Below are 16750 nucleotides of genomic sequence, written 5' to 3'. Positions count from 1 at the left end.
TGCCGTCGGGGCCCGCAGGTAGTCTCCTGACGTGGTGTTGCGAACGGTTGCCTCGAGTGCGGCGATCCTGGTGGGCCTGGCGATCCTCGGGGCACTCGCCGGGCCGGCATGGGACCCGGTGCCGCTCACCGACACCATCACGCCGACCGCGACGAGCACCGCCATCGGCGGCACCGACGCCGGTGTCGCCGCCGGGCGCGTGCACCCGCCGGGCACCTTCGAGGTCGCCTCGACGGAGGTCGAGATCCAGCTCGACGGCTACCGCGTCAGCGGTCTGCTGCGCGAGCCCGTCGGCGCCGGCGACGACCTGCCCGGCATGGTGTTCATCCACGGGGCCGGCACCGGCCGGTGGCAGGACGCCTTCCCGGAGCAGGCCGAGCAGATCGCCTCCGCCGGCGTCGTCACGCTGGTGCCGGACAAGCGGCTGGACACGTACACGCTCTGGCACCGCAACTACGTGTCGATGGCCGCCGACTACCAGCACTCCGTCGAGTGGCTGCGCCAGGTCCCGGGCGTCGACCCCGACAACGTCGGCCTCTACGCCGAGTCCGAGGGCACGTGGATCGCGCCCATCATGCAGGCCGAGGACCCGCGGATCTCCTTCACCGTGCTCGCGTCTGCCCCCGTCGTCGAGCCGCGGCGGCAGGCGGCGTTCGCCGTCGACAACTTCCTGCGCAACACCAACGTGCCCGGGGGCGTGTTCCGCGCGATCCCGCGCACCGTGGGCATCCAGCTGCCCTCCGGCATGCTCGACTACGCCGACTTCGACGTCACGCCGTGGCTCGAGCGCCAGACGTCGCCCGTCCTCGTGGTCTACGGCACGGGCGACCCGTCCATGCCGATCGTGCAGGGCACCCGCCAGATCATCGCGGACACCGCCGTCGGCGGCGTCGCGCCCGTGACCGTGCGGTTCTACGACGGCGCCAACCACGGCCTGCGGGTCGACGACGTCGTGGTGCCCGAGCTGTCGCGCGACGTCGCCGCGTGGGTCCAGGGCCTCCCGGAGACGGCGACGGCGGAGCCGCGCATCGCGGGCGCCCAGCCGGAGCAGCTGTTCCTCGCCTCGAGCGTCCCGCGCCCCCGCTGGTGGGGCAACGGCGACATCATCATCGGCTCCGTGATCGGCGGGCTCGCGCTGCTCCTCGTCGGCCCGCTCGTGTGGGGCGCGACGTCGCTCGTGCGACGCCTCGCGGCCGCCGGGCGCGGCGTCCCCGGCGCCCGCTCGACCACCCGGATGGCGCGCGGCGTCCGGCCGCTGCTGCTCGCCCTGAGCGTCGGGAGCGTGGCGACCACCGTCGCGCTCATCGCCTACCTCATGGCCGTCGCCCGCCTCGCGCTCAACTACGAGCAGGACTGGCTCGTCGTCCAGGGCGGGTGGATCGGCGTGCGCCTGCTGGGCGTCGCGACGGTCGTGGCGCTCGCGCTGCTCATCGGGCGTGCCCGCGACCTGCGCGACGCGCGCCGCACGGGCGACGCCGAGGCCGTCTTCGTGGCCGGCTGGCCCGCCCGGGTGACCCTCTGGGCGGCGCTCGCCGGGACCGCGTCGCTGCTGCTGTGGCTGGCCTACTGGGGCGTGTTCCAGCTCGGGATCTGAGCCACGTGACCTGACACGTGCGGGTGAAGCAGGATAGAAACGAGCCCGGACGTCACGTCCGGACGTCGCCGAGCGAGGGAGAACCACCCATGACCGACGCTGCCACGACCACGGAGCGCTCCCCGCGCCTCCCGTTCGCCGGGGTCCCGGTGCGCGACCTGGTGCGCGACGTCGTCGCCATGACGGCCCTGCTCGTGGGCCTCGCGCTGCCGTGGACCGCCACGGCGCGCGGCAGCGACCGGCTCGAGGTGGTGCTGGCCACGGTCGTGGCGGTCCTGACCGTCGCGCTGCCGTACGCGCACCGCGCGCAGCTCTTCCCCGGCGCCTGGGCCGCCGACGAGCAGCGGACGCGGTGGGTCGGGCTCGCGCCCCTCGCCGTCGTCGCGCTCGTCCACGTGCTGCTCGACGTGCTGCCGGGCGGCGCGGTGGGCGTCGGGGCGGGGCTCGGGCTCGGGCTCGCCGGCGCCGTCCTCGCCGGCGGCCTGCCGTGGCGGCGGGCCGTCGTCTCCGTCGCCTGGGTCATCGGGCTCGGCGCGGTCGCGGCGCCCGTGCTCGCCGTGATCGACGGCGGCGTCGGGGCCTGGGGCGTCGTCGCGCTCGTGCTGACGGCGCTGCTGGTGCTCGGCGTGCTGTGGCTGACCGCGGGCCGGTTCGACCGGCAGGGCGACCAGGCCGCGGGCGTGCTCCTCGTCGGGGTGGGCATCGTGCTGTCGGTCGGCGCGGCCCTCGTGGGCGGGGCCGGCGCGGCCCCCTGGGTCGAGAGCGTGCACGGCACCCAGTTCGGCCTGCTGCTGCTCCCCGTGCTCGCCGCGGCCGCCGTGCCGCGCGTCGTGGACCAGACCGTCCTCGCCGACGCGCAGCCGCGCCTGTGGGCGCAGGTGGCGGTCCACGCGGTCGAGCTCGGGATCGTGCTCGGCGCGTCCGTGGCCCTGCTGGCCCTCGTCGGCCTGATCTCCTCCGACGTCGGCGGCCTCCACGGCACGCTCCGCCTGGTGCTCGGCGTCCTGATCGCCGTGGTCCTCGTCTTCGCCCGCCGCGCGCTGCGCCGCGACCTCGCCTCGGGGCACGCCACCGCCGTCGGCGCGGCCGTCGTCGTGGTCGTGCTCGGGCTGGTGCTCGTGATCGTGCGCGCCGAGGGCACCACGGCCGTGCACCCGGTCGACCTGCTGCTTGCGTTCGGCGTCCCCGCCGTCGTGCTGTCCGTGCTCCTCGTGCCGCGCTCGCTGCACGAGCTGCGCAGCCACGGCCCCGTCCCGCTCATCGAGCCGGCGCCCGACGACGACGTGGCCGCCCCGGAGAGTGGGTACGACTCCGAGGGCGGGTACGCCTCTCCGGTGCGGCCCTCCGGGCCTGCTGAGGCCGCCTACGGTGTGGCCGAGCGCGCCTTCGGCGCGGCGGGGCCCGTCGCGGGGGCGGCACCGTACGCCGCCGCGTACGGTGCGGCCGCCGGGGGCGAGGCGGGCGCCGCGGCTGCCGAGGTCCAGGCCGAGGTCCAGGCGGTGACCGCCCCGCAGGCGTCCGCGGCGGAGACGACGATCATGGCGCCGCTGGGTCAGGGTCCCGACGTGCCCGGGGTCGAGCCCCGGTACGCCCCGGTCGAGCCCGAGCCCGAGCCCGCCGCGCCCGAGACCGCGAGGCCCGAGACCGCCGCGGTCGAGACAGCAGCGCCCGAGACCGCTGCGGTCGAGACCGCGGCGCCCGCCGTCGGCCCCTTCGGGAGCGTCGGCGCCACGCAGGTCCTGCCGCCCGTCGTCGACGTGCCGGACTCGCCGTGGAGCGCCGCGCAGGCGCTCGACCCGGCCACGCCGCTGGCCGACCTGGCGCTCATCGTCCAGGAGTCGCCGCACCTGCGGCCGCTCGTCGCGGCCAACCCGTCCACGTACCCGGCGCTGCTCGACTGGCTCGGCGCGCTGGGCGACCCGGACGTCGACGCCGCCCTGCGCACGCGGGGCTGACGACCACATCACGGCCGCAGGGACGGAGAGGCCTCGGCGACGGGTTATGGTGACTTCGTGCGCGTCACGGTGAGCCTCCTGCTTGCGTGCCGCGGCGGGGCCCTCTGAGGCCGGTTCCCTGCCGCGGCTGATCTGGTGTGCCGGCTCCCAGACACTCAAGCCGAAGGAACCCCCGCATGATCCACGAGACCGTTCGAGGCATCGCCGCCCGCAACCCGCAGACGCCGTCCACGATGCCGGTGCACAAGTACCTGCCGTTCCACGAGCAGATCGTCGTCGACCTCCCCGACCGCACGTGGCCGGACACCCGCATCACGAAGGCGCCCCGCTGGTGCGCGGTCGACCTGCGCGACGGCAACCAGGCCCTCATCGAGCCGATGAACGCCGAGCGCAAGCTGCGCATGTTCGAGCTGCTCGTGCAGATGGGCTACAAGGAGATCGAGGTCGGCTTCCCGTCGGCGTCGCAGACCGACTTCGACTTCGTGCGCCTGCTCATCGAGTCCGGCCGCATCCCCGACGACGTCGTCATCCAGGTGCTGACCCAGTGCCGCGACCACCTCATCGAGCGCACCTACGAGGCGATCCGCGGGGCGAAGCAGGCCATCGTCCACATCTACAACTCGACGTCGGTGCTGCAGCGCGAGGTCGTGTTCCGCTCCGGGATGGACGGCATCATCGACATCGCCGTCCAGGGCGCGCGCCTGTGCCGCAAGCTCGAGGAGACCGTCCCCGAGACGACCGTCTACTACGAGTACTCGCCCGAGTCGTACACGGGCACCGAGCTCGAGTTCGCCGCCCGCATCTGCAACGAGGTGCTCGCCGTTCTCGAGCCGACGCCGGACCGCCCCGTCATCGTCAACCTGCCCGCGACCGTCGAGATGGCGACGCCCAACGTCTACGCCGACTCGATCGAGTGGATGAGCCGCCACCTCGACCACCGCGAGAACGTCGTGCTGTCGCTGCACCCGCACAACGACCGCGGCACCGCCGTCGCCGCCGCCGAGCTGGGCTACCAGGCCGGCGCCGACCGCATCGAGGGCTGCCTGTTCGGCAACGGCGAGCGCACCGGCAACGTCGACCTGGTGACCCTCGGCATGAACCTGTTCAGCCAGGGCATCGACCCGCAGATCGACTTCTCGGACATCGACGGCATCCGCCGCACCGTCGAGTACTGCAACCAGCTGCCCGTGCACGAGCGGCACCCCTACGTGGGCGACCTCGTGTTCACCGCCTTCTCCGGCTCCCACCAGGACGCCATCAAGAAGGGCTTCGAGCACATGGCCGGCCGGGCCGCGGACGCGGGCACGACGGTCGACGAGATCACGTGGGGCGTGCCGTACCTGCCGATCGACCCGCGCGACGTGGGCCGCTCGTACGAGGCGGTCATCCGCGTCAACAGCCAGTCCGGCAAGGGCGGCATCGCGTACCTGCTCCAGACGGAGCACGCCCTCGACCTGCCGCGCCGCCTGCAGATCGAGTTCTCCGGCGTCGTGCAGCGCGTCACCGACACCGAGGGCCACGAGGTCACCGGCGGCGACATCTGGCGGATCTTCACCGACGAGTACCTGCCCGTCGAGGAGGGCAACGCCGCGGGCCTCGAGCCCTGGGGGCGCCTCAAGCTCATCGAGACGCGCACCGTCTCGGCCACGGACGGCACGACGACGATGTCCGTCGACGTCATCGACCGCGGCGAGGAGCTCACCCTCGACGGCGTGGGCAACGGGCCCGTGGCCGCGTTCGTCGCGGCGATCGCGAAGGTGGGCGTCGACGTCAAGGTGCTCGACTACGCCGAGCACGCCCTCAGCGAGGGCGGCGACGCGTCCGCGGCCGCGTACGTCGAGGCCCTCGTGGGCGACGACGTCCTGTGGGGCGTCGGCATCGACCCGTCGATCACGACGGCGTCGCTCAAGGCGATCGTCTCGGCCGTGAACCGCGAGGCGCACGCCTGACCTGACGGCAGGACGCCCGCGACCCAGACCACGTCTGCGTCGCGGGCGTTCTGCTGTCAGCAGAGACGCGGGCGCGCGAGCGCCTCGCGTGCGTACCGTCCCCGTATGGCCGGATCCCCTCGCGAACCCCTGTGGCGGCACGTGCTCGGCGACTACCTGCGGCGGCTGCGGCACCGGCGCGGCCAGACGCTCGGCGACGTCGCCGCCCGCGCCGGGGTGTCGCCGCAGTACCTGTCCGAGATCGAGCGGGGCGTCAAGGAGCCGTCGAGCGAGATGATCGCCGCGATCACCGGCGCGCTGGACGTCACCCTCGTGGACCTGACGCTGGGCGTCGCCACGGAGCTGTCGGGCGTGCGCGCCGACGCGCCGGCCCGCGTCCCCGCGCCCGTAGGCCCGCAAGCGCTGGCGCTAGCCGCATGAGCAACCCCGCCGCCCCCTCGGTCGAGCGACCCTGAAGGTCCGCTTCTGGCGGCTCATACCCGGACGTCCAGGGTCGCGCGACGGTCAGCGCTGGGTGATGACGTGGTCGATCAGGCCGTAGGTTCGGGCCTGTTCGGCCGTCAGGACTCGGTCTTGGTCGGTGTCGGCGCGCAGGTGCTCCACCGACTGGCCCGTGTGCCGGGCGAGCACGCCCTCCAGGTCGGAGCGGATCCGCAGCACCTCGTCCGCCTGGAGGATCAGGTCGGGGATCGGCCCGCGCCTCTGCGCCGCCGGCTGGTGCAGCACGACGCGCGCGTGCGGCAGCGCCGCCCGCTTGCCGGGCGTGCCCGCGGCGAGCAGCACCGCGCCGACCGCGACGGCCTCGCCCACGACCGTCGTCGCGACGGCCGGCCTGATGTACCGCAGCGTGTCGTAGACGGCCAGGCCCGCCCCCGGGTCGCCGCCCTCGCAGTGGACGTAGAGCTGGATGTCGGAGTCCGGGTCGGCGGACTCCAGGAACAGCAGCTGCGCGATGAGGGCGTTGGCCACGCCCGCGTCGACCGCGGTGCCCAGGTAGATGATCCGCTCGGTCAGCAGCTGCGAGTAGACGTCCAGGGCGCGCTCGCCGCGCGGGTGCTGGGCGATGACGGTCGGGATCGTGTACGTGCTCATCGGACCTCCTCCGGAGTGCGGCCGAAGCCGGTCACACCGCGTCGCAGCGGCGCGATGTCCCCGAACGATCCGACGACGGCGTCGACGAACCCGTAGTCGAGCGCCTCCTGCGCCGTGAACCAGTGGTCGTGCAACGAGTCCTCGAAGACGCGCTCGCGCGGCTGCCCGGTGTCCTGCGCGACCAGGCCCAGCACGGTGTCGCGCATGTGCCGCAGGTCGTCCGCCTGCAGCTCGATGTCGACGGCGGTGCCGCCGATGCCCGCGGACCCCTGGTGCAGCAGGATCCGCGCGTGCGGCAGCGCCCGGCGCTTGCCGGGCGTGCCCGCCGAGAGCAGGAACTGCCCCGCGCTCGCGGCGAACCCGAGCGCGAGCGTCGCGACGTCGTTCGGGATCGTCCGCATGAGGTCGCGGATCGCGAGCATCGCGGGCACGGAGCCGCCGGGGGAGTGGATCCACAGGGCGATGTCGGCGGTCGGGTCCTCGGCAGCGAGCGTCACGAGCTGCGTCGAGAGGAGGGTGCCGTTGTCGTCGTCGAGGACGCCGTCGAGCACGAGGACGCGGCGCTCGTACAGGCCGCTGCGGGCGGCGGCGTCGAAGAGCCGGGGTGGGGGTGTCTCGCTCATGGACCCACCGTGCGCCGTGCGCGGCGCGCGTGGGGTGCCGCGCTGCCGTGGGCGGATCCGCCCAGAGCGGCGCCGGTGCCGTCGTCGTCCGGGTCCTGCGACTCCGCGCAGGGCGACGGGGAGGTGCCGCCCTGTCGTACCGGCCTGGGAGAATGGGCGCGTGCCCCTGTACCGAGACGACGCGATCGTGCTGCGCACCCACAAGCTGGGTGAGGCCGACCGCATCGTCACGCTGCTGACGCGCGAGAACGGCAAGGTGCGCGGCGTCGCCAAGGGCGTGCGGCGCACGTCGTCGCGGTTCGGCGCCCGGCTGGAGCCGTTCATGGTCGTGGACGTGCAGCTGCACGTCGGGCGGTCGCTCGACACCGTGACCCAGGTCGAGACCATCGGGCCGTACGCGCGCGCCATCTGCGAGGACTACGCCCTGTACACGGCCGGAGCGCCCATGCTCGAGGCGGCCGACCGGCTCGTCGAGGCCGAGCGGGAGCCCGCGGTGCAGCAGTACTGGCTGCTCGCCGGGGCGCTGCGGGCGCTGGCCCAGCGCGACCACACGCCGTCGCTCGTCATGGACTCGTACCTGCTGCGCGCGCTCGCCGTCGCCGGCTGGGCGCCGTCGTTCACCGACTGCGCGCGGTGCGGCGAGCCGGGCCCGCACCACTCGTTCTCCGTCGCGACGGGCGGCGCGGTGTGCTCGCGCTGCCGCCCCCCGGGCTCGACGGCGCCCGCCCCGCAGACGTTCGACCTGCTCGCCGCGCTCCTCACGGGAGACTGGGCGACGGCGGACGCGTCGGGGGAGCGGCACCGCAAGGAGGCGTCGGGCATCGTCGCCGCCTACGCGCAGTACTACCTGGAGCGCACGCTGCGCTCGCTCCGCCACGTCGACCGCACCACGACCGCGCCCGCGCCCGGGCCTGACCTGGAGACCTGATGCCCCGCACCTACGCCGAGCCGTTCCCGCACCCGTCGGGAGCGACGCCGCCGTCCATCCCGGCGGACCTGCTGCCGAAGCACGTCGCCGTCGTCATGGACGGCAACGGGCGGTGGGCCAACCAGCGCGGCCTGTCCCGCATCGAGGGGCACAAGGCGGGCGAGAAGCAGCTGCTCGACGTCGTCGCCGGGGCGGTGCAGCTGGGCGTCAAGAACATCAGCGCGTACGCGTTCTCGACGGAGAACTGGAAGCGCTCGCCCGAGGAGGTCAAGTTCCTGCTGGGCTTCAACCGCGACGTGATCCGCCGCCGCCGGGACGAGATGGGCTCGTGGGGCGTGCGGATCCGCTGGGCGGGGCGGCAGCCGCGCCTGTGGGGCTCGGTCATCAAGGAGCTCCAGGTCGCGGAGCAGATGACCGCCGGCAACGACGCGTGCACGCTCACGATGTGCGTCAACTACGGCGGCCGCGCCGAGCTCGCCGACGCGACCGCCGCCATGGCCCGCGACGTCAAGGCCGGCCGGCTCAACCCGGAGCGGATCACCGAGAAGACGATCCAGAAGTACCTCTACGTCCCCGAGCTGCCCGACGTCGACCTGTTCCTGCGCTCCTCGGGCGAGCAGCGCACCAGCAACTTCATGCTCTGGCAGTCCGCGTACGCCGAGATGATGTTCATCCCGGAGCTGTGGCCCGACGTCGACCGCCGCCACCTGTGGCGCGCGTGCGAGGAGTTCGCGAACCGGGACCGCCGCATGGGCGGCGCGGTCGACAAGCCGACGGCCTGAGCCGCCGATCGGAACGTGCGAACGAGATCGGAACGTGCGTCCCAGCGCACGTTCCGATCTCGTTTGCACGTTCCGATCGAACGGTCAGCCCGCGAGCGTCGTCGCGATCCCCGCGATGAGCGTCGGCAGACCGCCCTCCCACTGGAACGTCAGCGCCGTCGGGGGCGAGACGGACGAGACCGTGACCGGGCCGACGACCTTGACCACGCGGCCCGCCGCGACGGCCGGGATGGCCTGCAGGGCCGGCTTGGCGAGCGACGCCTCGACCTCGGCGTCGGTGTTGCCGTAGACGATGACGAAGTCGGCGGTGAGCTGGTCCAGCTTCTCGTAGGACAGGTCGTAGTAGAACCCGCCGTTCGACGTGTCGAGGTCGGAGACCGACGGGGCGATCTGCAGGCCGAGCTCGGTGAGGATCGCGACGCGCGGGTCGGCCGGGGTGTAGACGGACACGGACCCGTCGCCGTCCCAGATGCCCGCGAACGTCACGCCGTCGAACTCGGGGTGGGCGGCCTTCTGGTCGGCGAGGAAGGCGCTGATGTCGTCGAGCACGGCGTCGCCGGCGGCGCTGCGGCCCAGGGCCTTGGCGCTGGTCCGGATGACGTCGTCCCAGGTGGTGGTCCACGGGCCGTCCTGGAACGCGACCACAGGGGCGATGTCGCTGAGCAGGTCGAACTGCTCCTGCGTCAGGCCCGAGTAGGGCGCGAGGATGAGGTCGGGCGCGGCGGCGATGATCTCCTCGTAGGGGACGGTCGCGCCGCCCGCCTCGTCCGTCAGCACGGCGGGGTGCTCGACGCCGGCCTTGTCGTACGCCTCCTCGACCCACGGCACGAGGTTGCCCTCGCCCGCCGTCCAGCGCTGCTCGGCGACCGCCACGGGGTAGACGCCCACGGCGATCGCAGCCTCGGTGGAACCCCAGCCCCAGGTGACCACGCGCTCCGGCGCGGACTTGATGGTCGCCGTGCCGAGCGCGGACTCGATCGTGATCGGGAACTCGTCGGTCGCGCCGCTCGTGGCGGGGCCGCTCGGTGTGGCCGCGGCGTCGTCGCCGCCCGTCGACGAGCACCCGGCGAGGGCGAGCGAGGCGGCGGCCAGCAGGGCTGCCGTGGCGGTCAGGGGGCGACGGAATCGCACGGAACTGCTCCTCAGGGGGAGGTGGGGTAAGGCTCGGCCCCGCGAGCGGCCGAGTGAGGTAAGGCTAACCTGGCCGCTCGCGAATAACGAAACGCGCGTATGACGTATCTCAGTCGGCGGGCAGCCGGCGGGCGGTCAGCAGGCGCAGTCAGCGGGCGCGATCAGTGGGCCGGCCGGCCCGGCCGGGGCCGCCCGATCGGCACCACGAGGGGCGTCCCCGACACCGGGTCCGGCACCACGCGGGCCTCGAGCCCGAACGCGTCACGCACCGACTCCGCCGTCAGCACGTCCGAGGGTGCCCCCTGCGCGACGACGCCGCCGTCGCGCATCACCACGAGGTGGTCCGCGTAGCGGGCCGCGAGGTTGAGCTCGTGCAGCACCATCACCACGGTGGTGCCGCGCTCCTCGTTGAGGGACGCGAGCAGGTCGAGAAGGTCGACCTGGTGGGCCACGTCCAGGAACGTCGTGGGCTCGTCGAGCAGGACGATGTCGGTCTCCTGCGCGAGCACCATCGCGATCCACACGCGCTGCCGCTGCCCGCCCGACAGCTCGGCCACCGGCCGGTCCGCGAGCGACGCCGTCCCCGTCGACTCCAGCGCGCGGGCGACGACGGCGTCGTCGGTCGACGAGTGCCGCCCGAACCAGCCCTGGTGCGGGTACCGCCCGCGGGCGACGAGCTCGGCGACCCGGACGCCGTCGGGCGCGATGGACGACTGCGGCAGCACGCCGAGCGCCTTCGCGAGCTCGCGGCGCGGCATCGCGGCGACGTCGCGACCGCCGAGCAGCACCCGCCCGGCGTCGAGCGGCAGCAGCCGGGCGAGGCCCTTGAGCAGCGTCGACTTGCCCGAGGCGTTGGGGCCGACGATCGCCGTCACCCTCCCGGCGGGCAGGTCGAGCGTGAGGCCGTCGACGACGGTGCGACCGTCGTAGCCGAGCCGCACGCCCTCGGCGCGCAGCGCGGGCGCGGCACCGGGGGCGCGGAGCACGGAGTCGGGCCCGGCGCCGTCGCGCCCGGTGCTGTCGGACACGGTGTTGTCGGGGAGCGCGGTCACGCGGCAGCCACCCTTCGGTCGGCGCGGCCGCTGAGCAGCCACAGGAGGTACGGGGCCCCGACGAGGCCGGTCACGACGCCCGCGGGGACGGTGAGCCCGCCGAGCGCGTGCTGGCCGAGCAGGTCGGCGGCGAGGACGAGGACCGCGCCCACCGCGGCCGAGGCGGTGAGGTCAGCCCCGCCGTCGTCGAGCAGGCGGCGCGCGATGGCGGGGGAGACGAGCGCGACGAACGCGACCGGCCCGGCCGCCGACGTCGCGACGGCGACGAGCCCGACGGCGACGAGCAGCGCGCCGGCGCGGGCGGCGGGGACGCGCACGCCGAGCGCGGCGGCGTGCTCGTCGCCGAGCGCGAGGGGCGGCTGGGTGCGGGCGAGCAGCGCGGCGGCCAGCGCGAGCACGCCCACGCCGACGGCGAGGATCGCCAGCGACGTGCCGCGGACGTCCGCGACGGACCCGATGGTCCACAGCAGCGCGGACTGCGCGTCGCGGACCTCGGCCCGGGCGAGGAGCCACGAGAGCACGGCCCCGCAGACGTACGAGATGCCGACGCCCACGAGCACGAACCGGATCGAGTGCAGGCCGCGCCGCCAGGCGAGCAGCCAGATCGCGGCGGCCGCGGCGAGCGCCCCGCCGAACGCCCAGGCGGCCACGACCACGCCGGACGCCCCGAGCACGAGCAGCGACCAGACGGCGCCGAGGCTCGCGCCCGTCGAGACGCCGAGGATGTCGGGGGAGGCGAGCGGGTTGCGCAGCGTCGACTGGAACAGCGCCCCGGCCAGCGCGAACGCGGCCCCGGCGAGCAGCGCGGCGAGCACCCGGGGCAGGCGGAGCCGCTGCACCACGAACAGGTCGGTCCGCTCGCCGACGCCGACCACTGCGGCCAGGGCGCGCCCGGGCGTCAGCCCGGCGGCCCCGAGCGTGAGCCCCAGGGTGCCCAGGACGAGGATCGCGACCACCGCGACGCCGACCACGACCAGGCTGCGCCGGCGCCGCGCGGCGCGCAGCCCCGCGACGGCCACGGCGGTCATGCGGCGCTCCCCGGCGCGCCCTGGTCAGCCCGGCAGTACGTCGTCGCACCGGCAGCTCGATCTGCCGGTCTGACGACGAGCTGCCGGGTCGACACGAGCCAGTGGGATCCGGTCATCTCACACCCCCGCCACGTGACGGCCGCGCGCCACGGCGACCAGGACGGGAGCGCCCAGGAACGCTGCGACGACGCCCGCCTCGAGCTCGGCGTTGGGCACGACGAGCCGCCCGATGACGTCGGCCCCGAGCAGCACGACCGGCCCGAGCAGCGCCGCCACGGGCGTCAGCCGCCGGTAGTCGGTGCCGACGAGCCGCCGGGCCGCGTGCGGCACCACGAGCCCGACGAGCGCGACGGGCCCGGCCAGCGCCGTCGAGACGCCCGCCAGCAGCACGACGGCCACGGCGGCGAGGCCGCGCGTGGTCCGCACGTCCTGCCCGAGCGCGGTCGCGACGTCGTCGCCCATGGCCAGCAGCGTGAGCCGCGGGGCGAGCATGGCCGTGAGCAGCACGCCGACCACCAGGAACGGCCACAGCGCGGAGGCGGCGTCGAGCCCGCGACCGGTGAGCGCGCCGACGGCCCAGAAGCGGTACTGGTTGAAGGCCTGGACGTCGCGCAGCAGGAGCAGCGCGATGACCGGCGTGACGAACGCGGTCAGCGCCGCGCCCACGAGGGCCAGGCGCACGGGCTGCGCCCGCCCGATGGAGAAGACGACGACGGCGGCCAGCGCGGCCCCCGCGAACGCGAACCAGACGAAGCCCAGCGGCGTCGCGACGCCGAGGAACGACACGGCGACGACGACGGCGAGCGACGCGCCCGGCGTGATGCCGAGCAGGCCCGGGTCGGCGATGGGGTTGCGCGTGACGCCCTGGATCACGGTGCCGACGCACCCGAGCGCGAGGCCCGCGAGCAGGCCGAGCACCGTGCGCGGCACGCGCAGCTGCGCGACGACGGCCTGGTCGGGGTTCGTCAGGTCGTGCCCGGCGGCCCCCGGCCACACGGCGTCCCACACCGCGGAGGCGGGCACGGAGCGCACGCCGAGCAGGAGGCTCGCGGCGACGACGAGGACGAGCAGCAGCGCCGTCCCCGCAAGGACGAGCGCGAGGCGCGTACGGCCTCGCGGGAGCGCGGCGCCGGCCGTCGCCGACGCCGCCGCACCCGGTGGCACGGCCGGTGAGGTAAGCATTGCCTTACTTTCTCACGCTGTGCGCAGTGCTCCGGACCACGCCCCCGGGATCAGTCGCCGGCCGCCCGGCAGTCGGCGCACGTGCCCCACAGCTCGATGGTGTGCTCGATGCCGCTGAAGCCGTGCTCGGTGCCCACCATCTGCGCCCACGCCTCGACGGTCGGACCGTCGATCTCGACCGTCTTGCCGCACGCGCGGCACACCAGGTGGTGGTGGTGCTCGCGGCGCGCGCACCAGCGGTAGACGCTCTCGCCGTCGTCGGTGCGCAGCACGTCGACGTCGCCGCCGTCCACGAGCGCCTGGAGGGTGCGGTAGACGGTGGCGAGGCCGACGGCGTCGCCGCGCTGCCGCAGCGTCTCGTGCAGCTGCTGGGCGCTGCGGAACTCGTCGACGCCCTGGAGCGCCTCGGCCACGGCGGCGCGCTGCCGCGTCATGCGGACCGGGGCGGGGTGCGACGCGCTCATGACGGGCACTCCTCGCCCGAGCCTGAGCCCGAGCCCGAGCCCGAGGTCGCCCCGGAGACCCCGCCGGACCCCGTCGCCACCGGCACGCGGACGTCGTCGGGGATGTCCGGGTGCGGGTCGTGCTGGGCCAGCGCGGCACGGCGGTGCAGCAGCGGGCGGACCATCGCCGCGAGCAGGTACACGACGATCGCGAGGACGACGATCGTCGCGCCCGGCGAGACGTTGTGCCAGTACGTGATCGACAGGCCGACGATGCACACGACGACGCCGACCGCGCTGGCCAGGCCCATCGTCAGGCGGAACGAGTGCGTGAGCTGCTGCGCCACGGCCACCGGCACGATCATGAGCGCCGAGACGAGCAGGAGCCCGACCACGCGCATCGCCACGGTCACGGTCAGCGCGGCGACGATCGCCACCGCCATGTTGAGCAGCCACACGGGCAGCCCGGACGCGATCGCGAACTCCTCGTCGTGCGAGACGGCGAACAGCGCGGTGCGCAGCCCGATGCCGACGGCGAGGATGATGACCGACAGCACGGCGGTGAGCACGAGGTCCGACACCGTGACCGTCGAGATCGACCCGAACAGGTACGCCATGAGGTTGCCCGACGTGCCGCCGGCGAGGCCGATGATCAGCACGCCGCCCGCGATGCCGCCGTAGAACATGAGCGCCAGCGCGAGGTCGCCCGAGGTGCGGCCGCGGCGGCGGACCACCTCGATGAGCACCGAGCCGATCACGGCGACGACGACGGCGCCGGGGATGGTCAGGGCGTCCGCGGGCCGCAGCCCCATGGCCGCGCCGACGAGCCAGCCGAGCGCGACGCCGGTCAGGGCGATGTGCCCGATGCCGTCGCCGAGCAGGGACAGGCGCCGCTGCACCAGGTAGGTGCCGACGATGGGGGCCGCGGCACCCACGAGCAGCGCCGCGAGCAGCGCCCGCTGCATGAGCGGGTCGGTGAGCATCTCGATCACGGGTGGACCTCGGTTCCAGGGTGGTCGGTCAACGCCGCGGTGGAGTCCTCGAAACCGGAGAAGCCGGTCTCGTCGCCGCGCTCCGCCGCGGTCGCCGCGGCGTGGGGGTGCACGTGCTCGTGGTCGCGGGCCGCGTGGCCGTCGAGCGCCGCCGGCGGGGCGCCGTCGTGCACCACGCGGCCGTGCCGCAGGACGACGGCGCGCGTGACGAGCGGGGCGAGCTCGCCGAGCTCGTGCAGCACCACCAGCACGGTGAGCCCCCGGGCGACCAGGCGGGTCATCGTCGCGGCGAACTGCTGCTGGGACGGCTGGTCGACGCCGGCCACGGGCTCGTCGAGCACGAGCACGTCAGGCCGGCGCACCAGGGCGCGCGCGATGAGCACGCGCTGCTGCTGGCCGCCCGAGAGGTGGTTGGTGGCGTCGTGGCAGCGGTCCACGAGCCCGACGAGCTCGAGCGCCTCGTGCGCGCGGGCGCGCCACCCGCGCGGCAGGCGCAGGCGGCGCGGCCCGAGCAGGCCCGAGGCCACGACCTCCTGCGCGGTGGCGGGGATGCCGCCCGCAGCGCTCACGCGCTGCGGGACGTACCCCATGCGGTCCGCCGGGGGCACGTCCACGGTGCCCGACGTCGGGGCCAGCGCGCCGACGAGCGTGCGCACCAGCGTCGACTTACCCGAGCCGTTGGCACCCAGGAGCGCCACGACCTCGCCGCGGCGCACCTGGAGGTCGACGCCGCGCAGCACGTTGCTGGTGCCGAGGCGGACGTGCAGGTCGCGGGCTTCGATCACGACGTCGTGCTCAGGGTCTGTCATGGTGCGGTGAGTCCCTCGGTGAGAGTGATGAGGTTGCGCTGCATGATGGTGACATAGTCCTCGCCGGCGTCGACCTTGGCCTGGGTGAGCCCCTCGAGGGTGTCGAGGACGGTGGCGTGGATGCCCAGGTCGGAGGCCAGGGTCTGGATCACGCGGGGGCTGACGAGGTTCTCGTAGAACAGCGTGGTGACGCCGTGCTGGCGGGCGATCTCGCCGATCTCGCGCATGCGGGCCGGGGACGGCTCGATGTCGTGGTCGAGGCCCGTGACACCCACCTGGCGGAGCCCGTAGCGCTGGGCGAGGTAGCCGAACGCCGTGTGGTTGGTGATGAGGGTGGCGCCGGCGAAGGGCGCGAGCGCGGCGGCGAACTCCTCGTCCAGTGCGTGCAGCCGCTCGACGAGCGCGTCCGCGTTGGCCGAGAACGTCTCGGCGTTGGCCGGGTCGGCGGCGCTCAGGGCGTCCGCGACCGGGTGGGCGAGCTCGGCCAGCTTGGTCGGGTCCAGCCAGAAGTGCGGGTCGTAGCCGGCCATGCCGTGGCTGTGGCCGTGGCCGCTGTCGGCGTCCGTGCCGGCGGCGTCTGCGTCGGCGGCGTCGGTCGCGGCGGCGTCGGTGTCGTGCGCGTGGTCCTCGTCGCACTCCTCGTCGTCGTGCGCGGTGGCGTCGGCGGTGGCGTCGGCGTCGGCGGTGGCGTCGTCGGTGGCGTGGTCGTGGGCGTGCGCGTCCTCGGTGGCGGTGTCGCCGTGGCTGCTGCAGTCGTGGCCGCCCGTGACGGACGCGCTCAGCAGGGTGACGATGTCGGCCGCGTCGACGAGGTTCTCGGGCTCGCGGGCGGCGATGGCGTCGTCGACGGCGGGCTGGAAGCCGCCGAGCGTGACGACGACGTCGGCCGACGAGATGACGCGGGCCCGGGCGGGGGACAGCTCGAGGTCGTGCGGGTCGGCCGCGGGCGGCGTGAGGTTGTCGACGTCGGCGAGGTCGCCGGCGACCGACTGGGCGACGAACTGCAGCGGGTAGAACGAGGTGATCACCTGGAGGCGGCCGTCGGCCGCGGCCTCCTGGCCGGTGCCGCAGGCGGCGAGGGTGAGGGGGAGGGCCAGGGCGGCGGTGGCCAGGGCGGCGGTCCGTCGGAACTTCATGAGAATCATTTTCAGAAGAAGCGAGAATGATTGTCAAGTTCGCGGGGTACCGGG

16 protein-coding genes are annotated in these 16750 nt (G+C 74.4%); 6 read left to right on the top strand and 10 right to left on the bottom strand.

Features of this window, described 5'->3' with window-relative positions; translation table 11 throughout:
* Positions 1 to 31: 31 nt before the first annotated feature.
* From ET471_RS16775 to ET471_RS16760, 4 genes are all read left to right on the top strand, one after another.
* A complete protein-coding gene (locus ET471_RS16775) occupies positions 32 to 1594 on the top strand; it encodes an alpha/beta hydrolase family protein (RefSeq protein ID WP_242496343.1) in 1563 nt (520 codons plus the stop codon).
* 89 nt (positions 1595 to 1683) lie between these two features.
* Positions 1684 to 3549: a DUF7937 domain-containing protein gene (locus ET471_RS16770; protein ID WP_129190198.1), complete on the top strand. Its 1866-nt coding sequence runs from the start codon at positions 1684 to 1686 to the stop codon at positions 3547 to 3549.
* A gap of 176 nt (positions 3550 to 3725) precedes the next feature.
* Entirely contained in the window at positions 3726 to 5498 is a 1773-nt protein-coding gene (gene leuA, locus ET471_RS16765) for a 2-isopropylmalate synthase (RefSeq protein ID WP_129190196.1), read from the top strand.
* A gap of 105 nt (positions 5499 to 5603) precedes the next feature.
* Positions 5604 to 5918, top strand: coding sequence for a helix-turn-helix domain-containing protein (locus ET471_RS16760; protein WP_129190194.1), 315 nt, complete (start codon positions 5604 to 5606; stop codon positions 5916 to 5918).
* Positions 5919 to 6002: 84 nt separating this feature from the next.
* Here the strand turns inward: ET471_RS16760 and ET471_RS16755 are convergent, their stop codons facing one another.
* Together ET471_RS16755 and ET471_RS16750 are read right to left on the bottom strand one after the other, a co-directional pair.
* A complete protein-coding gene (locus ET471_RS16755) occupies positions 6003 to 6590 on the bottom strand; it encodes a ClpP family protease (protein WP_129190192.1) in 588 nt (195 codons plus the stop codon).
* Positions 6587 to 7213 carry a ClpP family protease gene (locus tag ET471_RS16750; protein WP_129190189.1) on the bottom strand — a complete coding sequence of 209 codons (627 nt, stop codon included), beginning with the start codon at positions 7211 to 7213 and terminating at the stop codon, positions 6587 to 6589. The genes ET471_RS16755 and ET471_RS16750 overlap by 4 nt, the downstream gene beginning before the upstream one ends.
* A gap of 160 nt (positions 7214 to 7373) precedes the next feature.
* Between ET471_RS16750 and recO the strand changes: the two genes are divergently transcribed.
* Positions 7374 to 8141, top strand: a complete 768-nt coding sequence (gene recO, locus ET471_RS16745) for a DNA repair protein RecO (protein WP_129190187.1) — start codon at positions 7374 to 7376, stop codon at positions 8139 to 8141.
* Positions 8141 to 8923: an isoprenyl transferase gene (locus tag ET471_RS16740; protein WP_129190185.1), complete on the top strand. Its 783-nt coding sequence runs from the start codon at positions 8141 to 8143 to the stop codon at positions 8921 to 8923. Before recO ends, ET471_RS16740 begins: the two co-directional genes overlap by 1 nt.
* Positions 8924 to 9007: 84 nt before the next feature.
* On the opposite strand, the gene ET471_RS16735 is transcribed toward ET471_RS16740, so the two are convergent.
* From ET471_RS16735 to ET471_RS16700, 8 genes are all read right to left on the bottom strand, one after another.
* A complete protein-coding gene (locus ET471_RS16735; RefSeq protein WP_129190183.1) occupies positions 9008 to 10054 on the bottom strand; it encodes an iron-siderophore ABC transporter substrate-binding protein in 1047 nt (348 codons plus the stop codon).
* A gap of 161 nt (positions 10055 to 10215) precedes the next feature.
* A complete protein-coding gene (locus ET471_RS16730; RefSeq protein ID WP_129191103.1) occupies positions 10216 to 11040 on the bottom strand; it encodes an ABC transporter ATP-binding protein in 825 nt (274 codons plus the stop codon).
* Positions 11041 to 11102: 62 nt separating this feature from the next.
* A complete protein-coding gene (locus ET471_RS16725; protein WP_129190181.1) occupies positions 11103 to 12134 on the bottom strand; it encodes a FecCD family ABC transporter permease in 1032 nt (343 codons plus the stop codon).
* A gap of 117 nt (positions 12135 to 12251) precedes the next feature.
* Positions 12252 to 13316: a FecCD family ABC transporter permease gene (locus ET471_RS16720; protein ID WP_129190179.1), complete on the bottom strand. Its 1065-nt coding sequence runs from the start codon at positions 13314 to 13316 to the stop codon at positions 12252 to 12254.
* Positions 13317 to 13366: 50 nt separating this feature from the next.
* The gene (locus ET471_RS16715) at positions 13367 to 13780 is read right to left on the bottom strand and encodes a Fur family transcriptional regulator (RefSeq protein ID WP_129190177.1); all 414 of its coding nucleotides are present in this window, start codon (positions 13778 to 13780) and stop codon (positions 13367 to 13369) included.
* Entirely contained in the window at positions 13777 to 14742 is a 966-nt protein-coding gene (locus tag ET471_RS16710) for a metal ABC transporter permease (protein WP_129191101.1), read from the bottom strand. The genes ET471_RS16715 and ET471_RS16710 overlap by 4 nt, the downstream gene beginning before the upstream one ends.
* Positions 14743 to 14747: 5 nt before the next feature.
* A complete protein-coding gene (locus ET471_RS16705; RefSeq protein ID WP_129190175.1) occupies positions 14748 to 15560 on the bottom strand; it encodes a metal ABC transporter ATP-binding protein in 813 nt (270 codons plus the stop codon).
* Entirely contained in the window at positions 15557 to 16696 is a 1140-nt protein-coding gene (locus tag ET471_RS16700; RefSeq protein WP_129190173.1) for a metal ABC transporter solute-binding protein, Zn/Mn family, read from the bottom strand. The genes ET471_RS16705 and ET471_RS16700 overlap by 4 nt, the downstream gene beginning before the upstream one ends.
* Positions 16697 to 16750: the final 54 nt, after the last annotated feature.

It is taken from the genome of Xylanimonas protaetiae (genome assembly GCF_004135385.1).
Lineage (GTDB): Bacteria > Actinomycetota > Actinomycetes > Actinomycetales > Cellulomonadaceae > Xylanimonas > Xylanimonas protaetiae.
This window is presented reverse-complemented; position numbering and strand designations above follow the sequence as displayed.

Bases quoted from the DNA above. Each gene is read 5' to 3' on its own strand.
- ET471_RS16770 (WP_129190198.1), top strand. From the start codon at position 1,684: ATGACCGACGCTGCCACGACCACGGAGCGCTCCCCGCGCCTCCCGTTC.
- leuA (WP_129190196.1), top strand. From the start codon at position 3,726: ATGATCCACGAGACCGTTCGAGGCATCGCCGCCCGCAACCCGCAGACG.
- ET471_RS16760 (WP_129190194.1), top strand. From the start codon at position 5,604: ATGGCCGGATCCCCTCGCGAACCCCTGTGGCGGCACGTGCTCGGCGAC.
- ET471_RS16755 (WP_129190192.1), bottom strand. From the start codon at position 6,590: ATGAGCACGTACACGATCCCGACCGTCATCGCCCAGCACCCGCGCGGC.
- ET471_RS16750 (WP_129190189.1), bottom strand. From the start codon at position 7,213: ATGAGCGAGACACCCCCACCCCGGCTCTTCGACGCCGCCGCCCGCAGC.
- ET471_RS16740 (WP_129190185.1), top strand. From the start codon at position 8,141: ATGCCCCGCACCTACGCCGAGCCGTTCCCGCACCCGTCGGGAGCGACG.
- ET471_RS16725 (WP_129190181.1), bottom strand. From the start codon at position 12,134: ATGACCGCCGTGGCCGTCGCGGGGCTGCGCGCCGCGCGGCGCCGGCGC.
- ET471_RS16720 (WP_129190179.1), bottom strand. From the start codon at position 13,316: ATGCTTACCTCACCGGCCGTGCCACCGGGTGCGGCGGCGTCGGCGACG.
- ET471_RS16715 (WP_129190177.1), bottom strand. From the start codon at position 13,780: ATGAGCGCGTCGCACCCCGCCCCGGTCCGCATGACGCGGCAGCGCGCC.
- ET471_RS16710 (WP_129191101.1), bottom strand. From the start codon at position 14,742: ATGCTCACCGACCCGCTCATGCAGCGGGCGCTGCTCGCGGCGCTGCTC.
- ET471_RS16705 (WP_129190175.1), bottom strand. From the start codon at position 15,560: ATGACAGACCCTGAGCACGACGTCGTGATCGAAGCCCGCGACCTGCAC.
- ET471_RS16700 (WP_129190173.1), bottom strand. From the start codon at position 16,696: ATGAAGTTCCGACGGACCGCCGCCCTGGCCACCGCCGCCCTGGCCCTC.